The sequence below is a fragment of the Leuconostoc sp. C5 genome (assembly GCF_056530425.1).
Map to the genome: position 1 here is coordinate 624,257 of NZ_CP134351.1, position 20,663 is coordinate 644,919.

Below are 20,663 nucleotides of genomic sequence, written 5' to 3' on the forward strand. Positions count from 1 at the left end.
TTTTTGTTATTCAAATAATACACGAACACCTTCTGGAACTGTGAAGTCTTTTTGGAGTAGTGATAATTCGCCGGACTCGTCATCACGAGCGTACAATGATACATTGTCGGTATCTTGATTAGCAACCACCAAGAATTGTTCAGATTCATCCCAATTCATGTCTCTTGGGAACTCACCTTCAGTACTGATTAATTGAATACGTTCAATTTCAGATCCAAGATTGGTTGTTTTGAAGACTGCGACTGAGTTATTACCACGATTTGAAACATATATGAAGCGACCGTCTTTACTGATACGGATTGCAGCAGCTCCGTTATGTGCTGTCCAATCTGATGGTATAGTTGGTGCTGTCTGTACGTGTTCAAAAGAACCATCTTCACTGTTGTATTTCAAAACACTGAGTAGACTTGATAATTCGCCGAGGAGGTAAGCATATTGACCATCTGGCGAAAATCGAATATGACGAGGGCCAAAGCCATCTTCTGCTTTGAAATGAGCGGCTTCAGCTAGCTTGCCATTGTCTGATACGTCAAAAGTAATAACTTCATCTGTACCTAGATCAACTGCAACTAAACGGTTGTCAGGAGTTAAATTGCTAAAGTGAATATGTGAAGATCCTTGTTCAGGACGTGGACCTGACCCTTCATTTTGCCAAGTATCGGTTAACGTCAAATTACCATCATCATTAATTCGGTAAACTTCAACAGTTCCACGGTGATAATAACCTGCATAAACAAGTTGACGATCTTCATCAACACCAATATATGCAGGTGCTGAGCCTTCACTTAATTGTGCATCAATCTCAGCAAGGGGTCGAACGGAATTATCAAATGTAACAACACCACCTTGACCATCACGATTCTCAACCGCGTAGACTTTGTTGGCTTTTGATATTGCCAAATAAGTTGGATTTGTCAAACCCCCAACGAATGTGGAGTTTTGTAATAATTTTTTCTCTGTATCAAGCTCAGCTTCATATATACCTTTTGAAACGCGCTTTGTATACGTACCAAATAGAATTTTATAGACTGCCATTATATAGTAGCTCCTTTGAATGTCTGTTTTAATTATACTTGTATGTAAGCATTTACACAAATATAATTTTTAGCCTTATTTAATTATCACATCATCGTAAAAATATTGCAAAGTAACAGCCATTCGCAATTCTATGGTAAAATAATTACAATTGTATAGCATGAGAAGGGGCGTTTTTATGAAAAAACCAGAGCAACAGTCATGGTATAGTCGTTGGTTTTCTGGCAATGACTTGTTAAATGGTCTGATTGTAATTTTATTAGTTTTGCTAATCATTTTTTTGGCTTGGCAAGTACGTTTTTTGTTTGAACCAATTCGTGCATTATTTACGGCTGTCGGTGCACCTATAATGATAAGCGGTGTGCTGTATTATTTGCTGAGTCCGATTGTCGGTCTTCTGGAAAAATATGTGCATTTACCAAGAAACTTATCGATTGGTGTGGTCTTGATTGTCTTATTAGCTATCATTGGAGTAGCCATTGCTGCTATTGTCATGGTATTGCGCAATCAAGTCATTCAATTTATCGATAACTGGCCAAATTACTGGAAAACCAGCGAAGCTTTTATTAATGAGACCTTTGCCAGTGAACAATTTAAGTTTATCAGAGATTATTTGAATCATACGAATTCTGATCTTAATCAAAATGTATTAGATTGGAGCAAAAAATATTTGACAAGCGGGGTTGCAGGCATCAGTTCATTTGCATCAATCCTTACATCAATTGGTGTGACAATTGTTTCGACGCCGTTTATTCTTTATTATATGCTGTTAGATGGACACAAATTTTCGTCATTTGTTTCTAGTAAGTTTCCAAATAACTCACAACTATCAGTACGCTACTTATTAACGGAAATTAGTAAGCAAATCGCTCAATATATTCGTGGACAACTTGGTGTTGCACTCGCTGTAATGATTATGTTTTCCATAGGGTATACCATTATTGGTTTGCCGTACGGTATTTTATTAGCGCTGATGGCAGGCTTCTTTAACTTAATCCCGTATGTTGGATCAATTATTGCACAAGTGCCAGTTTTCACAGTTGCTTTGATTGCTGGTGGCCCAAAAATGCTAATATTAGCTATTATCGTGCTAGCTATTGAACAACCGATTGAAGCACATGTTATTTCACCAAAAATTCTCGGGGAGGCGTTATCAATTCACCCTGTTACTGTTATCGTTGTGTTATTGAGCAGTGGACATATTTTTGGTGTATTAGGTATTGTGTTAGCGGTGCCATCATATGCTGTAGCTAAAGTGTTTGTTACACACATCTATGATTGGTGGCGTGCAAACTCAGATTTATTTGAAGTAGAGGAAGTAGCTGAAAAATGACGAATCATATTGTTTTATTTGAACCCTTAATGCCTGCTAATACGGGAAATATTGCTCGTACGACTGCTGGAACTGATGCAGTCTTACATTTAATTGAACCGTTGGGGTTTGAACTTGATGACAAACACGTTAAACGTGCCGGGTTAGATTATTGGGATCATGTAAAGTTGGTGAAACACCCAAGCTTGCCTGATTTTCTAGACACTTTAGCAGAAACAGACAACTTATACTTGGTTTCTAAATTTGCTAACCAAGACTATACACAGCCTAATTACGCACAAAATGATACTGACAATTACTTCTTATTTGGAAAAGAAACCACAGGGTTACCAGAAGTATTTATGCGTCAAAATCCGGAGAAGGCTATTCGTATCCCACAGGATGATTCACATGTTCGTTCGTTGAATTTATCGAATACTGTCGCAATTGTGCTTTATGAAGCATTGCGCCAGCAATCTTTTTCAAATTTAGAAACAACTCACACATACGAGCAAGACAAACTGAAATAAACAGTTGACAGATATAAATTTCCCTGATAAACTAATATAGTTGTTTCGTTACAACGAACAACTATTGACCATGGCTCGTTGGTCAAGTGGCTAAGACGCTGCCCTTTCACGGCGGAATCGAGAGTTCGATTCTCTCACGAGCTACTAAAAAGCGCAACTCTGGTTGCGTTTTTTTGTGTTTAAAAATTAAATTTTTGAAATAGAGTTAAGCAAAGCTTAAGAATTTGATGTGAACATTTGTTCGAGTTTCAAAAATGATAAAATAAAGTGTTAGAATGAACTGACTAAGAGGTGGAACTTTGGCGACAAGAAAGACTACACAAAGACGGCGTACAACACGTGGTAAAAAGAGTAAAAAAAAGAACCCTTTAGTTCAAAACCTATGCTTCTTGGGTGGTATTGTCTTAGGTATACTAGGTATATTTAAGCTTGGCATATTAGGGGTATTTATCGCTGACATTTTTCGTTTTTTCTTTGGAAATATGTATCTTGTGATTTTAATACCTATGACATTATTTTTAGGGTACTATTTTATTACTCGAAAAACACCTAAAATAGCAACTCATTTTTGGGTTGGCGCTTTTATGATGTTCATTGCTATTGAGACAATTTCATCATTGTTATTTTTTGAATACACACTAAAAAATGCAGATGGATATGTTGGCGAAGTGGTGCGGTTAATTGGTCAAGATTTTGTCAATCAATCAGCAAACACACCGGTTGGCGGTGGTATAATCGGCGCGGCATTATATCATCTACTGTTTATGTTAATGTCTAGCATTGGCACGTGGATTGTAACAATAATCTTATTATTCAGTGGTATTGCAATCTTTTTCCGTATTCCAGCTCGTGACATTGTTCAGCAAGGTGTTGAAAAAGCTCATGAAGGGGTTACTCATATTCAGGAAAAACGAGCTAATGAAAAGCCAACCCGACAATCGCTTTTCAAACGTGATAGACACAAGAAAGATATTACTGATTATGGAGATGATCCATTAGGTGTGAGCCGAGATGATAGTTTGTCAACCGATGTTCTCCCAAAAATAGAAAAAGACGTCAATCCACCTAGTGTTCATGAAAATTTCAATGAGCCTGAAATTAAATGGAATGGTCCTATAGCGCCTCAACCAACAAAAAAGTCTTCCAAAGATCAGGCCGAAAAGACTTCTGTTAGTGATAGCGAAGTTTCTACAGATATGTTGGAAAAAGAAAATCCGGATTACCAGTTACCAACTGCTGACCTATTAACGCAGTTAGCGCCTACAGACCAAACAAAAGAGTTTAAAGGTTTAACCGACAAATCGCGTCTTGTCCATGATACGCTGCAAAGCTTTGGTGTTGAGGCGGAAGTGACCAGTGTCTCATTAGGACCTACGGTAACTCAATATGAGTTGAAACCAGGGCAAGGCGTTAAAGTAAATCGAATTGCTAATCTATCGGATGATTTAGCATTGGCATTAGCTGCAAAATCAATACGAATTGAGGCGCCAATCCCCGGTAAACCCTATGTTGGTATAGAGGTTCCTAATGATACTCAGGCAACTGTTGGATTCCGAGACATGATTGAGAATGCGCCATTTGATGATAATCCACTCAATGTGCCACTTGGCCGAGATGTAACAGGAAATATTATCATGGCAGACTTATCGGCTATGCCTCATTTGCTTATTGCTGGATCTACTGGATCTGGAAAATCAGTAGGGCTTAATGGTATTATTGTATCTATCCTTTTGCGTGCAAAACCTAATGAAGTTAAATTAATGATGGTTGATCCAAAAGTTGTTGAGTTATCTATTTATAACGGGATACCACACTTGCTGACACCAGTTGTTTCGGAGCCCCGTAAAGCAGCGAAGTCTTTGCAAAAAGTTGTTGACGAGATGGAAAATCGTTACAAGCTTTTAGCTCAATTTGGAAAACGTAATATTGGTGAATATAATGCGGCGGTTGAAAAGCAGAATGCTGAAGCTAAGGAAACAGATCAGCCAATTATGCAACCAATGCCATATATTGTTGCTATTGTAGATGAATTCGCTGACCTAATGAGTACGGTGGGTAATGAAATTGAAGTTTCTATCGCGCGCCTTGGTGCTAAAGCTCGTGCAGCCGGTATTCACATGATTTTGGCCACACAGCGACCTGACGTTAAAGTGATTAACGGTACCATAAAAAGTAATATTCCTGGTAGAATTGCTTTTAGAACAGCTTCTGGAATTGATTCGCGCACTATTCTGGACAGTAATGGTGCTGAGAAGCTGCTCGGAAAAGGGGATATGATTTTTGCACCGCCCGGTAAGCCGACACAACGTGTTCAAGGTGCATTTATTAGTAACACTGATGTGACTAATATTGTTGAATTTGTTAAGTCACAACAAGAGGTTCAGTATTCCGATGCAATGACTGTTACAGATGAAGAAATTGCTCAAGATAATTCGGAAAATGCTGATGGAAATAGTGATGATGAGTTATTCCAAGAAGCTTTGCAATTTGTTATCGAACAACAAAAAGCCTCAACATCACTGTTACAACGTCGTTTCAGGATTGGTTATAATCGAGCCGCTCGATTAATTGATGATTTGGAAGCAGGCGGTTACATTGGACCAGCAGACGGATCACGGCCAAGACACGTCAATATTTCAGATGGTAGCTCTGGGATAGAAAGTTAGCATTAGTTTCAAACTAAGTAGTATGATTATATTTTTTGAGTAGAATTAAATGATTAAGCAAACAGGAGAATAATAAAAATGGCACTTACAAAAAATCAAATTGCTGCACTACAAAATGTTTTTGATAATGGTATTTTAGATCATGATGCCGAGGCATTAGAAGCGCTAAAGATTGTATTAGCAGATTTAAAAAAATAATTGCAACACAGCAAAAAAAATGTTATGATGTTTCTCAGAAACATTGATAAGGACAACTCGATTGTCATGTACTTAAAGAGAGTTCATGTTTGGTGAAAATGAGCAGTGCATACATAAGAGACTACCTTTGAGTGGTGATTTAGTAGTTTTAAATGAAAAGTTGCCCGGGTGATACCGTTATATATCATTTGAGAGAAATAGGAATTTTTCCTGTTTTAAACTTGGGTGGTACCGCGGTAAAACGTCCCTTTAGATCTAATAAGGATCTGAAGGGACGTTTTTGTTTTATTAATGTAAAATACTAGAATGGAATTTGAAAGGAAAATAGCATGGCAGAAATCAGTCTTACATTCCCAGATGGCGCTATTAAAAAGTTTGATGAAGGGATTAAGCCAATTGGGGTTGCCGAAAGTATTTCAAAGTCATTGGCAAAGAAGTCAGTGTCAGGAAAAATAAATGGTTCATACATTGGCATGAACGATGTTATTACTGAAAGTGGCGATTTTCAACTAATCACTACATCAGATAGCGAAGCATTAGATCTACTTCGTCACTCAGCATCTCATTTATTAGCACAAGCATTAAAGCGAATTCCAAAATTTGCTAACATTCATTTTGGAGTTGGTCCTTTTATTGAAAATGGCTTCTATTACGACACAGATAATGGGGCTGGCAATCAAGTGTCAATCGAAGATTTCCCTGAAATCGAGGCGATTATGCACAAAATTGTGAAAGAGGATCTACCAATTCTTTCTCGCGAAATCACACGTGATGAAGCATTAGAAATATTTGCTGATGATCCATATAAAGTTGAGTTAGTAAATGATCTACCAGTCGATGAAAAGATCACAATTGCTGTTCAAGGAGATCATATTGAGCTTGATAAGGGTGGTCTGGTACCATCAACGGGTTGGATTAAGCATTTTAAGCTTACTTCAGTGGCTGGCGCTTACTGGCGTGGAGATTCAAGCAACCCAATGATGCAACGAGTATATGGAACGGCCTTTTGGAAAGCAGCTGACGTTGAAGCAGAAATTGCTCGTCGTGAAGAAGCTAAGGAACGTGATCATCGTGTCATTGGACGTGATCTTGATCTATTCTTTACTAGCCAGGAGGTTGGTTCAGGATTACCAGTTTGGCTGCCAAATGGTGCAACAATTCGTCGCCAAGTTGAAAGATATATTACAGATAAAGAGCTGTCAAATGGCTACCAGCACGTTTACACACCAGTATTGTCTAATTTGAACTTATATAAGACATCTGGTCACTGGGACCATTATCGTGAAGATATGTTCCCACCAATGGATATGGGGGATGGCGAATTTTTGGAATTACGTCCAATGAATTGTCCATCACATATCATGGTATTTAATCATAAGCCACGTTCATACCGTGAATTACCAATGCGTATTGCTGAATTAGGAATGATGCATCGTTATGAAAAATCTGGTGCTTTGACAGGGTTATCTCGTGTTCGTGAGATGACATTGAACGATGGTCATACATTCGTTGAACCAGAAAAGTTAGAAGAAGAGTTTAAGTCTATTCTAACAATGATGATGGGTGTCTATCGTGACTTCAACATTAAAGATTATCGTTTCCGTTTGTCTTATCGTGATCCCAAAAATACAGAAAAGTATTTTGATGATGATGAAATGTGGGAAAAGTCACAAAAGCAATTGAAAACAGCAATGGATGATCTCGGTCTTGATTATTTCGAGGCTGAAGGTGAAGCTGCTTTCTATGGTCCAAAGTTAGACGTTCAAACAAAGACTGCCTTAGGTAATGAAGAAACATTGTCAACTATCCAATTAGACTTCTTGTTGCCAGAACGATTTGACTTGAAATATATTGGTCGTGATGGTCTGGATAATCATCGTCCAGTGATGTTACATCGTGGTATTGTTGGTACGATGGAACGTTTCACAGCCTACTTGATTGAAATGTACAAGGGTGCTTTCCCAACATGGTTGTCACCTTTACAAGTACAAATCATCCCTGTTAATTTAGGTGCTCATGGTAATTATGCGAACGCTGTACAGCAGAAGTTACAGGATGCTGGATTGCGCGCTAATGTTGAAACAAAAGACGCTAAGATGGGCTACCTCATTCGTGAAGCGCAAACGAACAAAATTCCATATACTTTGGTACTAGGCGATTCAGAGGTAGATAGTAACACGGTTACTGTTCGTAAGTATGGTGATACAAAAACAGTTACAATGTCATACGATGAATTCCAATATTTGATTTTGTCTGATGTTTCTAATTACTCACGTGAAACCGAATGAACAAAATAGCGTTGTTTATTTTTAGAAAAAAATCAGCATACTAGATCATGTATGTATGAAAAGTCAAAGCACCCTGAGATGATCGAGGGGTGCTTTGCAATAGGAAAGGGAAATTTATATTATTATGTCCGATTCAAAAGGCGACAGTAATCTTCCGAAACGAGGTTTACAAAACCGACACGTTCAGTTAATAGCTATTGGTGGAACAATTGGTACTGGTCTATTCATGGGAGCAGGAAATTCAATCCATTTTGCTGGACCGTCCATTTTATTGGTTTACTTAGTTATTGGAATGTTTATGTTTGTTGTAATGCGTGCCATTGGTGAACTGCTGTATGCTGATCCCAGTCAACATACCTTTATTTCTTTCATCACTAAATTTTTAGGTAACCGTGCCGGATTCTTTGCACGTTGGTCATATTGGTTAACTGTTGTATTTATGGGGATGGCAGAGCTGACTGCAGTGGCAAAATATATTCAGTTTTGGCTGCCGGATTTACCAAGTTGGTTGATTCAAATCGTCATGCTTATTTTGCTAACGTCGATCAACTTAATTGCCGTAGCACTTTATGGTGAAACTGAATTCTGGTTTGCCATGATAAAGATTGTAGCCATCCTATCATTGATTGTGACAGGTATTATCATGGCTTTGACAGGATTTGAAACACCAGTTGGAAAAGTTGCTTTTAGTAATGTTTGGCATCACTTTGAGTTATTTCCTAACGGGGTTGGTAATTTTATTAATGCCTTTCAAATGGTCATGTTTGCATTTGTCGGCATGGAATTTATTGGCATGACAACGGCTGAAACGGAAAATCCCCGTTCGGTTTTGCCCAAAGCGATTAACCAAATTCCTTGGCGCATATTGTTTTTCTATCTGGGTGCATTGTTCATTATTATGACGATTTATCCATGGCAGAAAATTCCAGAGGATCAAAGTCCTTTCGTGATGGTTTTCCAGTTGGCAGGTGTGAAATGGGCTGCCGCTTTAATTAATTTCGTAGTATTAACGAGTGCTGCTTCAGCATTAAATTCAGTTTTGTTTAGTGCTAGCCGTAATTTCTTTGCTTTATCATTCCAATCTAAGGCCAAGTTTTTACAACCATTTAGAAAAACATCAAAAACACAATTACCAGTGAATGCTGTACTGGTTACATCATTAATGGTTGCTTTTTCGGCCTTAATCTCGGTTATTCCATCAATCACAAATGCATTTAGTTTTGTGACAAGCGCATCGACGGACTTGTTTTTGATGATTTATGTACTCATATTATTCGCTTACATGAAGTATCGCAAGTCAGATAGTTACATGCCTGATGGCTTTCTTGTCATAGCACCCAAGACGTTAGTGCCATTGGCAATTCTGTTTTTCAGTTTTGTATTTATTACGCTTTTCTTTAATCCAGAATCTCGTCTACCAGCAATTGGTGCTACCATTTGGATGGTCGTGTTTGGCTGTCTTTCAATGAGACAACCAAAACAGGCATTAAATAAGTAAGTTACCGTAATTTTTCTGGTTAGAAGGCAATTAAAATCGCAATAGGGATGAAAAGGTATATTTTAATATGACATGCTCACATGTGTGGTAAAATATTACTATTCGTACTTTAGGGGAACTTTATGTCATTTCTAATTGATTTTATTTTGCACATTGATGTCCATATTGGTAATCTTGTGCAAGCGTTCGGTTTATGGACGTATTTGATTTTATTTGCAGTAATTTTCATTGAAACTGGTAGTGTGATTATGCCGTTTCTACCTGGAGATTCACTGTTGTTTGCTGCAGGAGCTATTGCTGCTACGCCTGCTGGGCTAAATGCCGGACTTAATCATTGGGTATTTATGATTGTATTCTTCTTAGCAGCTGTTATTGGTGACTCAGTCAATTTTTGGATTGGTCGTACAGGTGGTTATAAAATTTTACATCATCGTTTCTTTGGTCGTTTCATTAAAGAACAACATATCAAAGAAGCTGAAGCTTTCTTTGAAAAGCGTGGTGCTGCGGCAATAATCATTGGGCGATACATGCCGATTGTCCGCACATTTGTACCGTTTGTGGCTGGTATCAGCCAATTTTCATACAAACATTTCCTACGTAATAGTTTGATTGCTGCGTTCTCTTGGAGTTTAATTGCAACCGGTGCTGGTTATATGTTCGGAAATATTCCATTTGTTAAAGCACACTTTTCTGTAATTATTTTGGGTATTGCGTTGGTCACATTAATGCCAACAATCATTGGTGTCGTTCGTTCAGCAATGGTTGCAAAGAAACAGAAAAAAATAATGTCGAAATAACCGCCATTCATGGCGGTTTTTCTGTATAATTATAACTATGAATAACTTAAAAAAACTACAAGAATTAACTAAAATTTCAACAATAGAGATTGCTGATGCACTAGATGTTGAAGTTGAAACTGTTGAAGCATGGCAAAATGAAGAAAAAGTACCCAGTGTGAGTGATTTTGAGGCATTAAGTGGCATCTTCTCTTCTCAATTGGATGCTCAAGGAATCGACTCTCAATCCAGCAAGCATCCAATCCACATTCGTTTATCTGTGGATTATCTATTGAACCTAGGAATAACACTTTCAGATTGGATTACTTTAAAGTGGTCCTTTGAAGGTCAGTGGAATAATGATCAGTTAGCCATCGGATTTTTTTCTAATAATCAATTAGTACGTGTTATTAGCACTGAAAGTGAATTTTCGGATGCTTTTGCAGGCTATCTGATTTTACAAACTGAAGGTGAGTTTGAACCATATATTGATGAATTTGATAATGATAGGGAATACGATTGGCGTTTGTTGCGTTTGAACGATGAAAAATTTGTGGATGTAACTAACGATTTAATTGCAGCCAATTTACCAGTCATCAGCTAACAGTAGAGAAGTACACAAAGTAGTGACGTCTGTATAATATTATGATACACTACAATCAGATGATAATACCTGTGAGACAATTGAATAAATTTGTCGATAATAAGGGTATTATTTTGCCAAAAACACAGTTTTCGTAATGAAAATTGTGTTTTTTTGTTCCGATAATAAATTTTGGAGGATAATATGGACTTAGGCAACGATTTTGTTACTCGTTTGGGACTTGAAAAACCACACGACTTAGAGAAGGTACGTGGTGGAGACATTAACGAGGCGTTTTCAATCTATTCGAATAACCAGCGCTATTTTTTAAAGATTCAACAAAATGCTCAAGCAAGTTTTTTTGATCATGAAGTTGCTGGCTTGAAGGCTTTGGGGGAAGAGGTGACTGTGCCAGCCGTTTTAGCGCAGGGACAGTTACAAGGGCACGCCTACTTAGTCTTGACGTGGATTAATCAAGGAAATGGGTCACAACAAGAATTAGCAAAGTCGCTGGTTAAAATGCACCAAGCTACAGCGCCAAAGTTTGGATTTGATAGTGATAACTTAGTAGATTTTGTGCCTAAAAATAATACTTGGCAATCTTCTTGGGCTGAATTCTTTGTGAAACAACGCTTGGATCCGCTAATGGCACAAGCGCAAAAAAATAATTTTTGGCTGACCCAACGTGGTGATCACTATAGTAATTTACGTGAAACAATATTAAATGATAATCACGCGCAAACAGTTCAACCATCACTACTGCATGGTGATTTCTGGGCAGGAAACTTTATGTTTAACGATCAAGGTAAACCTGTATTTATTGATCCTAACGTGTTCTACGGTGATCGGGAATATGATTTGGCGATTTCAAGAGTGTTTGCCGGCTTTAGTCCGTCATTTTATAATCAATATATGCAAGAATGGCCATTGGATGATGGCTGGCAAAAACGTGAAAAATGGTATGAGTTTTATTATATACTAATGCACTTTACACGCTTTGGTGATATTTATGCACCGCGGATGAACAAATTATTAACGTCTTTTTAAAATCACATGATTGCTAGCAAAGAATTAGACGAAAAAACCTTGACATTCAATAATGATTCAGTCATAATAATGACAGAATAAAAATTATTTCACATAGAGGTCGCGATTGACAATACACTTACCGGAGTTGCTGTAGCAATTGATAGTAAGCTTAGGGGATATCGCCGAAATCAAGGGTGTCTACAAATGACCTTGATTGGGCTAATAGTTAAGAGCTATTAGACTGTCGCAGAGATGCGGTGAGCTATGGAAACTGTCAAAAATGCTAACAATGCCCTTTGATAAGTCCGTTTTGCGAACCTATCAAAGGGTTTTTTTGTGTAATTCAAGGGGAAATGATGACGTATCCAATAAATGAAAAGCAACATCTGACAGTTGATGGTGTTGATACAATCGAACTGGCAAAGACATATGGCACGCCGTTAGCAGTTTACGATGTAACACTTATTCGTAAGACAATGAGAGCGTTTAAGCGTATCTTTGAACAAGAAAATGTCCCATATGTAGTGAGTTATGCTGGTAAAGCTTTTGCTACTAAAGCAATTTATCAGGTGGCAGCTCAAGAAAATATTCACGCTGATGTCGTGTCTGGTGGGGAATTATACACAGCAATTAAAGCTGATTTTCCAACTCAGCATCTTAGTTTTAATGGTAATAATAAGAGTTATGATGAACTTGTGATGGCCGTTGAAAATGGTGTGGGAACAATTATTGTTGATAATTTTCTTGAGTTACAGCTACTGTCAGAAATTACGGCGGAAAAAAATGTTATTCAAGATATTTTACTACGTATTTCACCAGGAATTTCAGCTCATACTCATGAATTTATTAGTACTGGTCAACAAGATAGTAAATTTGGCTTTGATTTACAAACAGGTCAAGCGAAGCAGGCCTATGATATTGCAATAAAAGATAACCATCTTCATTTGCGTGGCTTACATGCGCATATTGGATCTCAAATATTTGATGTGACTGGATTTGAGAAAAATGCAGCACTATTAGCAGATACTGCTTACTCATGGGGATGGCAACCAGAAGTCATTAATACTGGCGGTGGATTTGGTATTCGTTATACTGATGAGGATCAACCTTTGCCAGAAAGCGAGTTTGCGGATGCTATTATCCGTGTTTTGAAAGAAAAGGCTACACAGTACGATTGGGCAATGCCAGAAATATGGATTGAACCTGGTCGTTCGATTGTCGGACCAGCCGGACAAACCCTATATACAGTTGGGTCGCGTAAGGATATTCCAGGAATTAGAAATTACTTGGCTGTAGATGGTGGTATGGGAGATAATATTCGTCCAGCACTTTATCAAGCAAATTACGAAGCGGTTTTAGCCAATCAACCAAATGCTAAAAGTGAAGAAATTGTGCGGATTGCTGGTAAATATTGTGAGTCAGGTGACGTATTGGTTTGGCAGGAAGAATTACCGGCGACAAAACCTGGTGACATTTTATCTGTGCTTGCAACAGGTGCGTACGGGTATGCAATGGCTTCAAATTATAACCGAAATCCACGACCGGCCGTTGTCTTCGTGGAAAATGGTCAACATCAAGTCGTTGTTGAACGTGAAACTTTTGAACACATGATCAGTTTAGATCAGGATTATACTCTAGGAGATAAATAACATGGCTGAAAACGAAGCACAAAAACTAATTAATTTCATTGCAAATGCAAAAAAAATTACCCCAGTAAAAGTTACATATAAAGGCACATTGGCAACTGAAGTGCCAGATACTGTGCAACAATTTGGAAATGAGTCATTTGGACAATTAATTGGCGACTGGTCTGAAATTGAATTGTTAATTAAGAATCTACCATCAGAAGATGTATTTATTGAAAATGATTCACGTAACTCTGCCGTTCCTTTGCTTGATAAAAAAGAAATTAATGCTCGCATTGAACCAGGTGCCATTATTCGCGATCAAGTTGAAATTGGTGACAATGCGGTGATTATGTTGGGCGCAGTGATTAATATTGGTGCAGAGATTGGTGCTAACACAATGATTGATATGGGTGCTGTACTTGGCGGCCGTGCCATTGTTGGTGAAAATTCTCATATTGGTGCTGGCGCGGTATTAGCTGGTGTGATTGAACCAGCATCTGCCCAACCTGTTCGCATCGGAAATAACGTTCTAGTTGGCGCTAATGCCGTCGTTATTGAAGGCGTACAGGTCGGTGACGGCGCAGTAGTTGCGGCTGGAGCGATTGTCACAAAGGATGTACCAGCCAATACAGTAGTTGCGGGTGTTCCTGCAAAAGTCATTAAGGAGATTGATTCGAAGACGCAACAAAAGACTGCGTTAATTGACGCATTGCGAGGCTTATAATGCCAGTTAGTGAAGAAGATTTGAAAACCTATCGGCGTGACTTACATAAAATTCCAGAACTTGCTTTAGCGGAATTTAAAACGCATCGTTATTTGTTAGAAAAGATTCAATCTTGGCAAACTAATTTTATGACAATACGTCAAGTAGAAGAATTACCTACCGCAATGCTTGTAAAATTTTCTGGGACTGACCCAAGCCGGACGGTAGGATATCGTGCTGATATTGACGCGCTACCAGTTACAGAAGATACTGGATTGCCATTTGAATCAACACATAAAGGTGTTATGCATGCATGTGGTCATGATGTTCACATGTCTATAGCTTTGGGATTAGTTCAGTATTTTAGTGAGCATCAACCTAAAGACAATTTAATTGTCTTTTTCCAACCGGCTGAAGAGTCAAAAAGTGGTGGCAAATTAGCGGTTGATTTAGGAATCTTTGAAGGTGAGTGGCATCCTGATGAATTTTACGGCATTCATGATCAGCCTAATTTACCTGCTGGAACTTTGAGTACCTTAGCGGGCACTTTATTTGCTGGAACGGCCGAGCTCGAAATTGACATCCATGGGCAAGGTGGTCATGCGGCCTATCCCCACTTAGGTAAGGATCCAATTGTCATTTCGGCTGAATTAATTATGTTGTTACAAACTGTTGTATCGCGTGACGTTGATCCGATAGAAGGTGGTGTAGTGAGTCTTGGAATGATTAGCGGCGGCTTTACAAATAATGTTATTCCAGACACGGTGCATCTTGCCGGAACAGTTCGTAGTATGACCAAAGATGGCTTGGATAAAATGACAACACGAATTCGCCAAATCGTTGAAGGTGTGGCGTTGGCAAATGATGTCAAGATTAATGTTCGCCTTGAAACAGGAAGTTATTTGCCTGTTGAAAACAATCCTGACTTAGCTAACAATTTGCTGAGTTTCATGGAACAGCGTCAAGACATTGCTTTTGAAGAAGCAAAACCTGCGATGACAGGTGAGGATTTTGGTTACATATTGCAACATATTCCTGGTGTCATGCTTTGGTTGGGTGTTAATGACAATCATTCACTGCACAGTGCCAAGTTAAACATCGATGAAGCAGCTTTGTTGCCAGGATTTAATGCTTTGAAAGATTTTATTGAGTGGCGAATGTCACAAGGAGAATAAGCATGTACGAAGGAATTAATTTAATTACGGCAATTATTACGCCTTTTACAGTAAACGATGAGATTGATTATGAGTCATTAGAGAAATTAATTGAACACCTGTTAAATCATGGTTCGCAAGGATTTGTGATTGCAGGAACAACAGGTGAATCTCCAACACTGTCTTTTGAAGAGAAAGTAGAGTTGACACGGTTTATTGCAAAACAGGTTGGTAATCGTGCGCTTTTAATTGCTAATGCAGGTTCCAATAATACAAAGGAATCCGTAGAAGCAGCCAAAGCTTTAAGCAAAATCGAGCATATTAACGGCATCTTGGCAGTAACACCGTATTATAATAAGCCAAGTCAAGCTGGTATGATTGCACATTTTAAAGCTATCGCTGATGCATCCGAAAAGCCTGTTATGTTATATAACATTCCTGGACGTACGGTGGTCGGTCTCACGGTTGATAGTGTGATTGAATTAGCTCAACATCCTAATATTAATGCAATTAAGGAAACAACATCAACTGAATTTGTTGAAGCAGAGGTAGAAGGGACCACTGGATTTGCAGTCTATACTGGTGAAGATGCAATGACTCTTTCGGCTTACACCGTCGGCGGTGCTGGAACAATTTCGGTAGCTTCACATCTTTATGGTGACGAAATGTCTGAATTGTTTTCTGCTATGAATGCAGGTAATTGGCGCGAAGCTGGGCGTTTGCAACGTTACCTAACCCCACGAATGAATGCCCTATTTGCTTACCCTTCCCCAACTCCAGTTAAGACGAAATTAGCCGAAAAAGGATTCGTACGTGAAGCTGTACGTCTGCCTCTTATTCCTTTAAGTGACGCAGAAAAATTACATTTGAATGAATTATTGGAGAAATAATGACAAAAATAATTTTAGCTGGTGGTTTTGGTAAATTAGGCCAAGCTATTCAAGATAACTTGAATGAAGAATATGAAATTGTTGGTATTGTGAGTGGTCATCAACATGAGAGTAAGGTACCTGTATGGACCTCCTTATCAGATATTAATGTAGCAGCAGATATTTGGCTGGATGTCAGTACCCCAGCAACTGTATTTGACAATGCAATGTACGCAATCGAGCACAACATGCCGCTAGTGATTGGTGCCACTGGTTTGTCTGATGAACAAGTAGCAATACTGCGTGAACAGTCATCAAAAGGCGTTTTAATTGTACCAAACTTTAGTTTATCAGCGGTTTTGTTAATGCAATTCTCACAGTTAGCGGCCAAATATTTTCCTGATGCAGAAATTATTGAAGCGCACAACCCTAAAAAGGTGGATGCACCATCTGGAACGGCTAAGCAAACAGCAAGATTGATTGCAAAAGCCCGCATTGCGGAACCTACATCAACAAAATTAGCGCCAGCTCGCGGCGAACAGATTGATCGTGTGCCAGTTCATGCTGTACGGTTACCTGGCTATATCGCACAGCAAAGCGTTTATTTTGGTGGTGTGGATGAGCAATTAACGCTGACCCAAAGTACAACAAGTCGATCAGCCTTTGTACCAGGTGTAATTCGCGCTATAGAAGCTGTGAAAAATATAGACGGTGTTGTCATCGGATTAGATCAAATCATTTAATTTAAAAATTGTGATGTTAATGTCAGTATTAGCATCATTTTTTATTTTAAAATACATGTGAATAGCAATATTTATCGTACAATAGAGTTATGAAAAAGATAACTAAAATTTCAATTCAAAAAAAAGCGGGTCGCTATAATATTGATCTAGATAATCAATTCGCTTTTGGTGTGGCGGAAAGTGTTCTCATTAAATTTGGTTTGGCGAAAGGGCGAGAATTAGATGACGAATTAATTGCAGAAATTAAGCATAATGATTCCATTGCCAAGGCGTTAAGCATTGCTCTTAACTTCCTTAGCCACTCATTGCACACAGTCAAACAAGTGAAACAGAAAATGAGTGAAAAAGAGGTATCTGAAAGTATTCAGGATGAAGTTGTTGCACAATTATATGAACAAAAATATATCGATGATTTAAATTATGCGCAACACTATGTTTCAACAAAAAAAATTATTAGTCCTAAGGGACCCAATGTTATCAAGATGGATTTGAAGCAGGCAGGTGTTAATGATGATGATATCGAAACAGCATTATCTGATTATACTCACGAGGAGCAAATTGAAATTGCAGAGAAACTTGCTTTAAAATCTGCTACCACATACAAAAGAGAATCAACTCGTGCTAAGAAACAAAAAATTGTACAAGCTTTAGCCACAAAAGGATTCTCTTTTGATATTGCAGAGATTGTTGTTGATAGGGTGATTACAGAAAATGACGATGAAATTGAGTTAGAAAATATCAAGCGTCAAGCGGAAAAAAGCTGGCGACGCTACCGTAACGAAGTACCAAGTCAAAGGATATATAAAACTAAAAATAGTTTGTATACGAAAGGTTATAATGCCGAATTAATTAATGTGGTAATTCATGAGTTAGAAGTATCTGCAGATGATTGAAATGTGGTACAATTAAATAGGAATTCGGTGTTAGAAGAGTAGGTAGCGTTATGAACGTTGATAGACCCAGTCGTGGACCACGAGAAGGTGACTTCATCACGATCAAAAGCTATAAGCATGATGGCTCGTTGCATCGAACTTGGCGCGATACCATGGTACTAAAGACCAGTGAAAATTCTATCATTGGCCTAAACGATCACACTTTGGTAACGGAAGATGATGGTAGACGATGGGTTACCCGAGAACCTGCTATTGTTTATTTCCATAAGAAATATTGGTTTAACATTATTGCGATGATTCGCGATAATGGTGTGTCGTATTATTGTAATTTAGCTTCTCCGTATGTACTCGATAAAGAGGCGCTAAAATATATTGACTACGATTTAGATATTAAAGTTTTTCCTGATGGCGTCAAACATTTACTGGATGCAGATGAATATGCGGCTCATAGTAAAAAGTGGCATTATCCACCAGAAATCGATAAAATTTTGAAAGCTCATGTCAAAATTTTGGTTGATTGGATAAACGAAGGTTCTGGACCATTCTCACAAGGATATGTTGACGTTTGGTATACACGATATCAATATTTGATGCAACAGCGGTTAAAAGATCGTCGTTGAGAAAAAGCATTCGATTTGTCGAATGCTTTTTCTGATGCATACGAATAAGTTAATTCATTTATCACACAACAAAACATAAAAAACCATAATCTGTTAAAATAAAGGTTATGAAGGCATTAAAAGAACAATATCAAACAGCACCGATAACGACAATTATATTTTTGGTAACTACTTTTGTATTCCTAATTGAGCTTATATTAAGCCGCGGAACGACGGAGAATAGTGAATTCTTAATTAATATGGGTGCAAAATGGGGACCATATATCCAGTTAAAACATGAATACTGGCGATTGTTAACGCCGGTTTTTCTCCATGCTGGTTTTTTACACATTGTCACTAATATGATCACTTTATGGTTTATTGGACCACTTGTTGAACGAGCATTTGGCAGTGCAAAATTTTTTGGACTATATTTTTTTGGTGGTATTATTGGTAATATTTTTTCATATTTATTGGCGCCGTCGAGTGTTTCTGTAGGTGCATCTACAGCACTTTTTGCCATGTTTGGTGGACTAATTTTGTATGCCATTCGTTTTAAAGAAGATCCGCAAGTTAAGTCGATGGGAACAATGTTGGGGCTCTTTGTCATTTTGAATTTAGTCACAGGATTTTCATCAACGGATATTGATATATGGGGGCACATCGGTGGCTTAATCGGTGGGATGATGTTTGCGGTAATGTTTGGTTTCTATGGGCGCAGTGGGAAATACGCTATTCGAGTGCGCTTAATCATGGGCGCTATAACAATATTGCTGATTATTTTAACTTTTTGGGCAGGTTTAAGAATATGAAAACATTTTATGATGTATTACAATATTTAAAAGAATTCGGTGTGTATATTCACGTTGGTAAGCGTCTGTGGGATATCGAATTAGCAGCACTAGAAGTAGATAATCTCTACAAAACTGACATTTTAAATGCAAAAGATTATGCAACGATTAAGTTAATTTTATCACATGAACACACAATGGAAGTCGAAAATCCAAGTGATTGAAAACATTTAATGAAAATGATGAAAACGCTTGCACTATGTAAGCACTTTCTGTTAAAATATGTAAGTAATAAATTTTATGGAGGAAACATGCATTGCGCTGATTAATCATCATATAAGGCAGTTAATTTGTCTTTAGAAATACGCTTTGCACTTTAATAATCATGGCAAAAGATAAACTTATTGGCGTTGATCTTGGTGGTACAACTATCAAGTTTGCAATTTTGACTGATCAAGGTGAAATTCAACAAAAGTGGTCAATTAAAACAAACATTTTGGATGATGGTGCACACATTGTTCCAGATATTGTTGAATCCATTAATCATCATTTAGACTTATACCAATTGGATAAAGAACGCATCATTGGTATTGGTATGGGTACACCGGGAACTGTTAACCGTGAAACAGGTACAGTCACAGGCGCCTTTAACTTAAATTGGAAAACAGAACAACCTGTCAAAGCAGATATTGAGGCAGGAACTGGATTTACTTTGACAATTGATAACGATGCTAACTCTGCTGCTCTTGGCGAAGCATGGAAGGGTGCTGGTAATAATGATGATGAAGTTTCATTCATTACCTTAGGTACCGGTGTCGGTGGTGGATTGTTAGCCAATGGTCAGCTAATCCACGGTACAGTTGGTGCCGGCGGAGAAGTCGGTCACATGATTGTTGAACCTGATGGATACTTGTGCACATGCGGTAATCGTGGCTGCTTAGAACAATATGCTTCAGCTACTGGTGTTGTTCATTTGGCACAAAATATTGCTGAAGAATATGTAGGTAGTTCAAAATTAAAGAAGATGATCGACAATGGAGAAGAAGTCACATCAAAAATTGTCTTTGATTTAGCAAAACAGGGCGACTTTTTGGCAAATAAAGTTGTTGACAAAGTGGCTTACTATTTGGGTTATGCCACAGCTACTATGTCTAATATCTTGAATCCATCAGCCGTTGTTATCGGTGGTGGTGTTGCTGCTGCTGGCGAGTTCTTGCGTGCACGTGTTGAAGAACATTGGACCAAGTTTGCTTTCCCAACAGTTCGTCACTCTACACGTGTAAAGTTAGCGGAGTTAGGTAACGATGCTGGTGTGATTGGTGCGGCGAGTCTAGCTCGAATAACTGCTTAATATGATTACAAATAAAA

General features: G+C 38.1%; 19 protein-coding genes, 1 tRNA gene, 1 riboswitch and 1 other annotated feature. Of the genes, 19 read left to right on the forward strand and 1 reads right to left on the reverse strand.

The window, feature by feature from the left end; translation table 11 throughout:
* Positions 1-6: 6 nt before the first annotated feature.
* The gene (locus RHP56_RS03250) at positions 7-1,035 is read right to left on the reverse strand and encodes a lactonase family protein (protein ID WP_048592873.1); all 1,029 of its coding nucleotides are present in this window, start codon (positions 1,033-1,035) and stop codon (positions 7-9) included.
* Between the two features lie 178 nt (positions 1,036-1,213).
* Between RHP56_RS03250 and RHP56_RS03255 the strand changes: the two genes are divergently transcribed.
* The 19 genes from RHP56_RS03255 (at position 1,214) to RHP56_RS03345 (ending at position 20,646) form a co-directional block, all read left to right on the forward strand.
* Entirely contained in the window at positions 1,214-2,368 is a 1,155-nt protein-coding gene (locus RHP56_RS03255) for an AI-2E family transporter (protein ID WP_011679462.1), read from the forward strand.
* Positions 2,365-2,877, forward strand: coding sequence for a tRNA (cytidine(34)-2'-O)-methyltransferase (locus RHP56_RS03260; RefSeq protein ID WP_011679463.1), 513 nt, complete (start codon positions 2,365-2,367; stop codon positions 2,875-2,877). Before RHP56_RS03255 ends, RHP56_RS03260 begins: the two co-directional genes overlap by 4 nt.
* 72 nt (positions 2,878-2,949) lie before the next feature.
* Positions 2,950-3,021: transfer RNA gene (locus RHP56_RS03265), tRNA-Glu, on the forward strand.
* A 155-nt stretch (positions 3,022-3,176) separates the two neighbouring features.
* Positions 3,177-5,543 (forward strand): FtsK/SpoIIIE family DNA translocase, encoded by a 2,367-nt coding sequence (locus RHP56_RS03270; RefSeq protein WP_102753448.1) that lies wholly within the window; start codon positions 3,177-3,179, stop codon positions 5,541-5,543.
* Between the two features lie 232 nt (positions 5,544-5,775).
* Positions 5,776-5,993, forward strand: a binding site (T-box leader).
* A 77-nt stretch (positions 5,994-6,070) separates the two neighbouring features.
* Positions 6,071-8,029: a threonine--tRNA ligase gene (thrS, locus tag RHP56_RS03275; protein ID WP_050883988.1), complete on the forward strand. Its 1,959-nt coding sequence runs from the start codon at positions 6,071-6,073 to the stop codon at positions 8,027-8,029.
* 124 nt (positions 8,030-8,153) lie between these two features.
* The gene (locus RHP56_RS03280; RefSeq protein WP_042252852.1) at positions 8,154-9,527 is read left to right on the forward strand and encodes an amino acid permease; all 1,374 of its coding nucleotides are present in this window, start codon (positions 8,154-8,156) and stop codon (positions 9,525-9,527) included.
* 122 nt (positions 9,528-9,649) lie between these two features.
* Entirely contained in the window at positions 9,650-10,324 is a 675-nt protein-coding gene (locus RHP56_RS03285; RefSeq protein WP_014324465.1) for a VTT domain-containing protein, read from the forward strand.
* 37 nt (positions 10,325-10,361) lie between these two features.
* Entirely contained in the window at positions 10,362-10,907 is a 546-nt protein-coding gene (locus tag RHP56_RS03290) for a hypothetical protein (protein WP_042252854.1), read from the forward strand.
* Between the two features lie 183 nt (positions 10,908-11,090).
* The gene (locus RHP56_RS03295; RefSeq protein ID WP_011679469.1) at positions 11,091-11,933 is read left to right on the forward strand and encodes a fructosamine kinase family protein; all 843 of its coding nucleotides are present in this window, start codon (positions 11,091-11,093) and stop codon (positions 11,931-11,933) included.
* A gap of 86 nt (positions 11,934-12,019) precedes the next feature.
* A riboswitch (Lysine riboswitch) is annotated at positions 12,020-12,188 on the forward strand.
* Between the two features lie 83 nt (positions 12,189-12,271).
* Complete coding sequence (lysA, locus tag RHP56_RS03300) at positions 12,272-13,564, forward strand: diaminopimelate decarboxylase (protein ID WP_042252857.1); 1,293 nt, start codon at positions 12,272-12,274, stop codon at positions 13,562-13,564.
* A 1-nt stretch (position 13,565) separates the two neighbouring features.
* The gene (dapD, locus tag RHP56_RS03305) at positions 13,566-14,267 is read left to right on the forward strand and encodes a 2,3,4,5-tetrahydropyridine-2,6-dicarboxylate N-acetyltransferase (RefSeq protein WP_014324468.1); all 702 of its coding nucleotides are present in this window, start codon (positions 13,566-13,568) and stop codon (positions 14,265-14,267) included.
* Positions 14,267-15,421: an N-acetyldiaminopimelate deacetylase gene (locus RHP56_RS03310; protein WP_462794728.1), complete on the forward strand. Its 1,155-nt coding sequence runs from the start codon at positions 14,267-14,269 to the stop codon at positions 15,419-15,421. Before dapD ends, RHP56_RS03310 begins: the two co-directional genes overlap by 1 nt.
* A 2-nt stretch (positions 15,422-15,423) precedes the next feature.
* On the forward strand, positions 15,424-16,290 hold the full coding sequence (gene dapA, locus RHP56_RS03315) for a 4-hydroxy-tetrahydrodipicolinate synthase (RefSeq protein WP_048592875.1): 867 nt from the start codon (positions 15,424-15,426) through the stop codon (positions 16,288-16,290).
* Positions 16,290-17,012 (forward strand): 4-hydroxy-tetrahydrodipicolinate reductase, encoded by a 723-nt coding sequence (dapB, locus tag RHP56_RS03320; protein WP_011679473.1) that lies wholly within the window; start codon positions 16,290-16,292, stop codon positions 17,010-17,012. The genes dapA and dapB overlap by 1 nt, the downstream gene beginning before the upstream one ends.
* A gap of 89 nt (positions 17,013-17,101) precedes the next feature.
* Positions 17,102-17,905 carry a recombination regulator RecX gene (gene recX, locus RHP56_RS03325; RefSeq protein WP_011679474.1) on the forward strand — a complete coding sequence of 268 codons (804 nt, stop codon included), beginning with the start codon at positions 17,102-17,104 and terminating at the stop codon, positions 17,903-17,905.
* Positions 17,906-17,955: 50 nt separating this feature from the next.
* On the forward strand, positions 17,956-18,525 hold the full coding sequence (gene ntdP / locus RHP56_RS03330; RefSeq protein ID WP_004164346.1) for a nucleoside tri-diphosphate phosphatase: 570 nt from the start codon (positions 17,956-17,958) through the stop codon (positions 18,523-18,525).
* A gap of 107 nt (positions 18,526-18,632) precedes the next feature.
* Positions 18,633-19,316: a rhomboid family intramembrane serine protease gene (locus RHP56_RS03335; protein ID WP_025267900.1), complete on the forward strand. Its 684-nt coding sequence runs from the start codon at positions 18,633-18,635 to the stop codon at positions 19,314-19,316.
* Positions 19,313-19,519 (forward strand): YqgQ family protein, encoded by a 207-nt coding sequence (locus RHP56_RS03340; protein WP_011679476.1) that lies wholly within the window; start codon positions 19,313-19,315, stop codon positions 19,517-19,519. Before RHP56_RS03335 ends, RHP56_RS03340 begins: the two co-directional genes overlap by 4 nt.
* Before the next feature lie 161 nt (positions 19,520-19,680).
* The gene (locus RHP56_RS03345) at positions 19,681-20,646 is read left to right on the forward strand and encodes an ROK family glucokinase (RefSeq protein WP_004164341.1); all 966 of its coding nucleotides are present in this window, start codon (positions 19,681-19,683) and stop codon (positions 20,644-20,646) included.
* Positions 20,647-20,663: the final 17 nt, after the last annotated feature.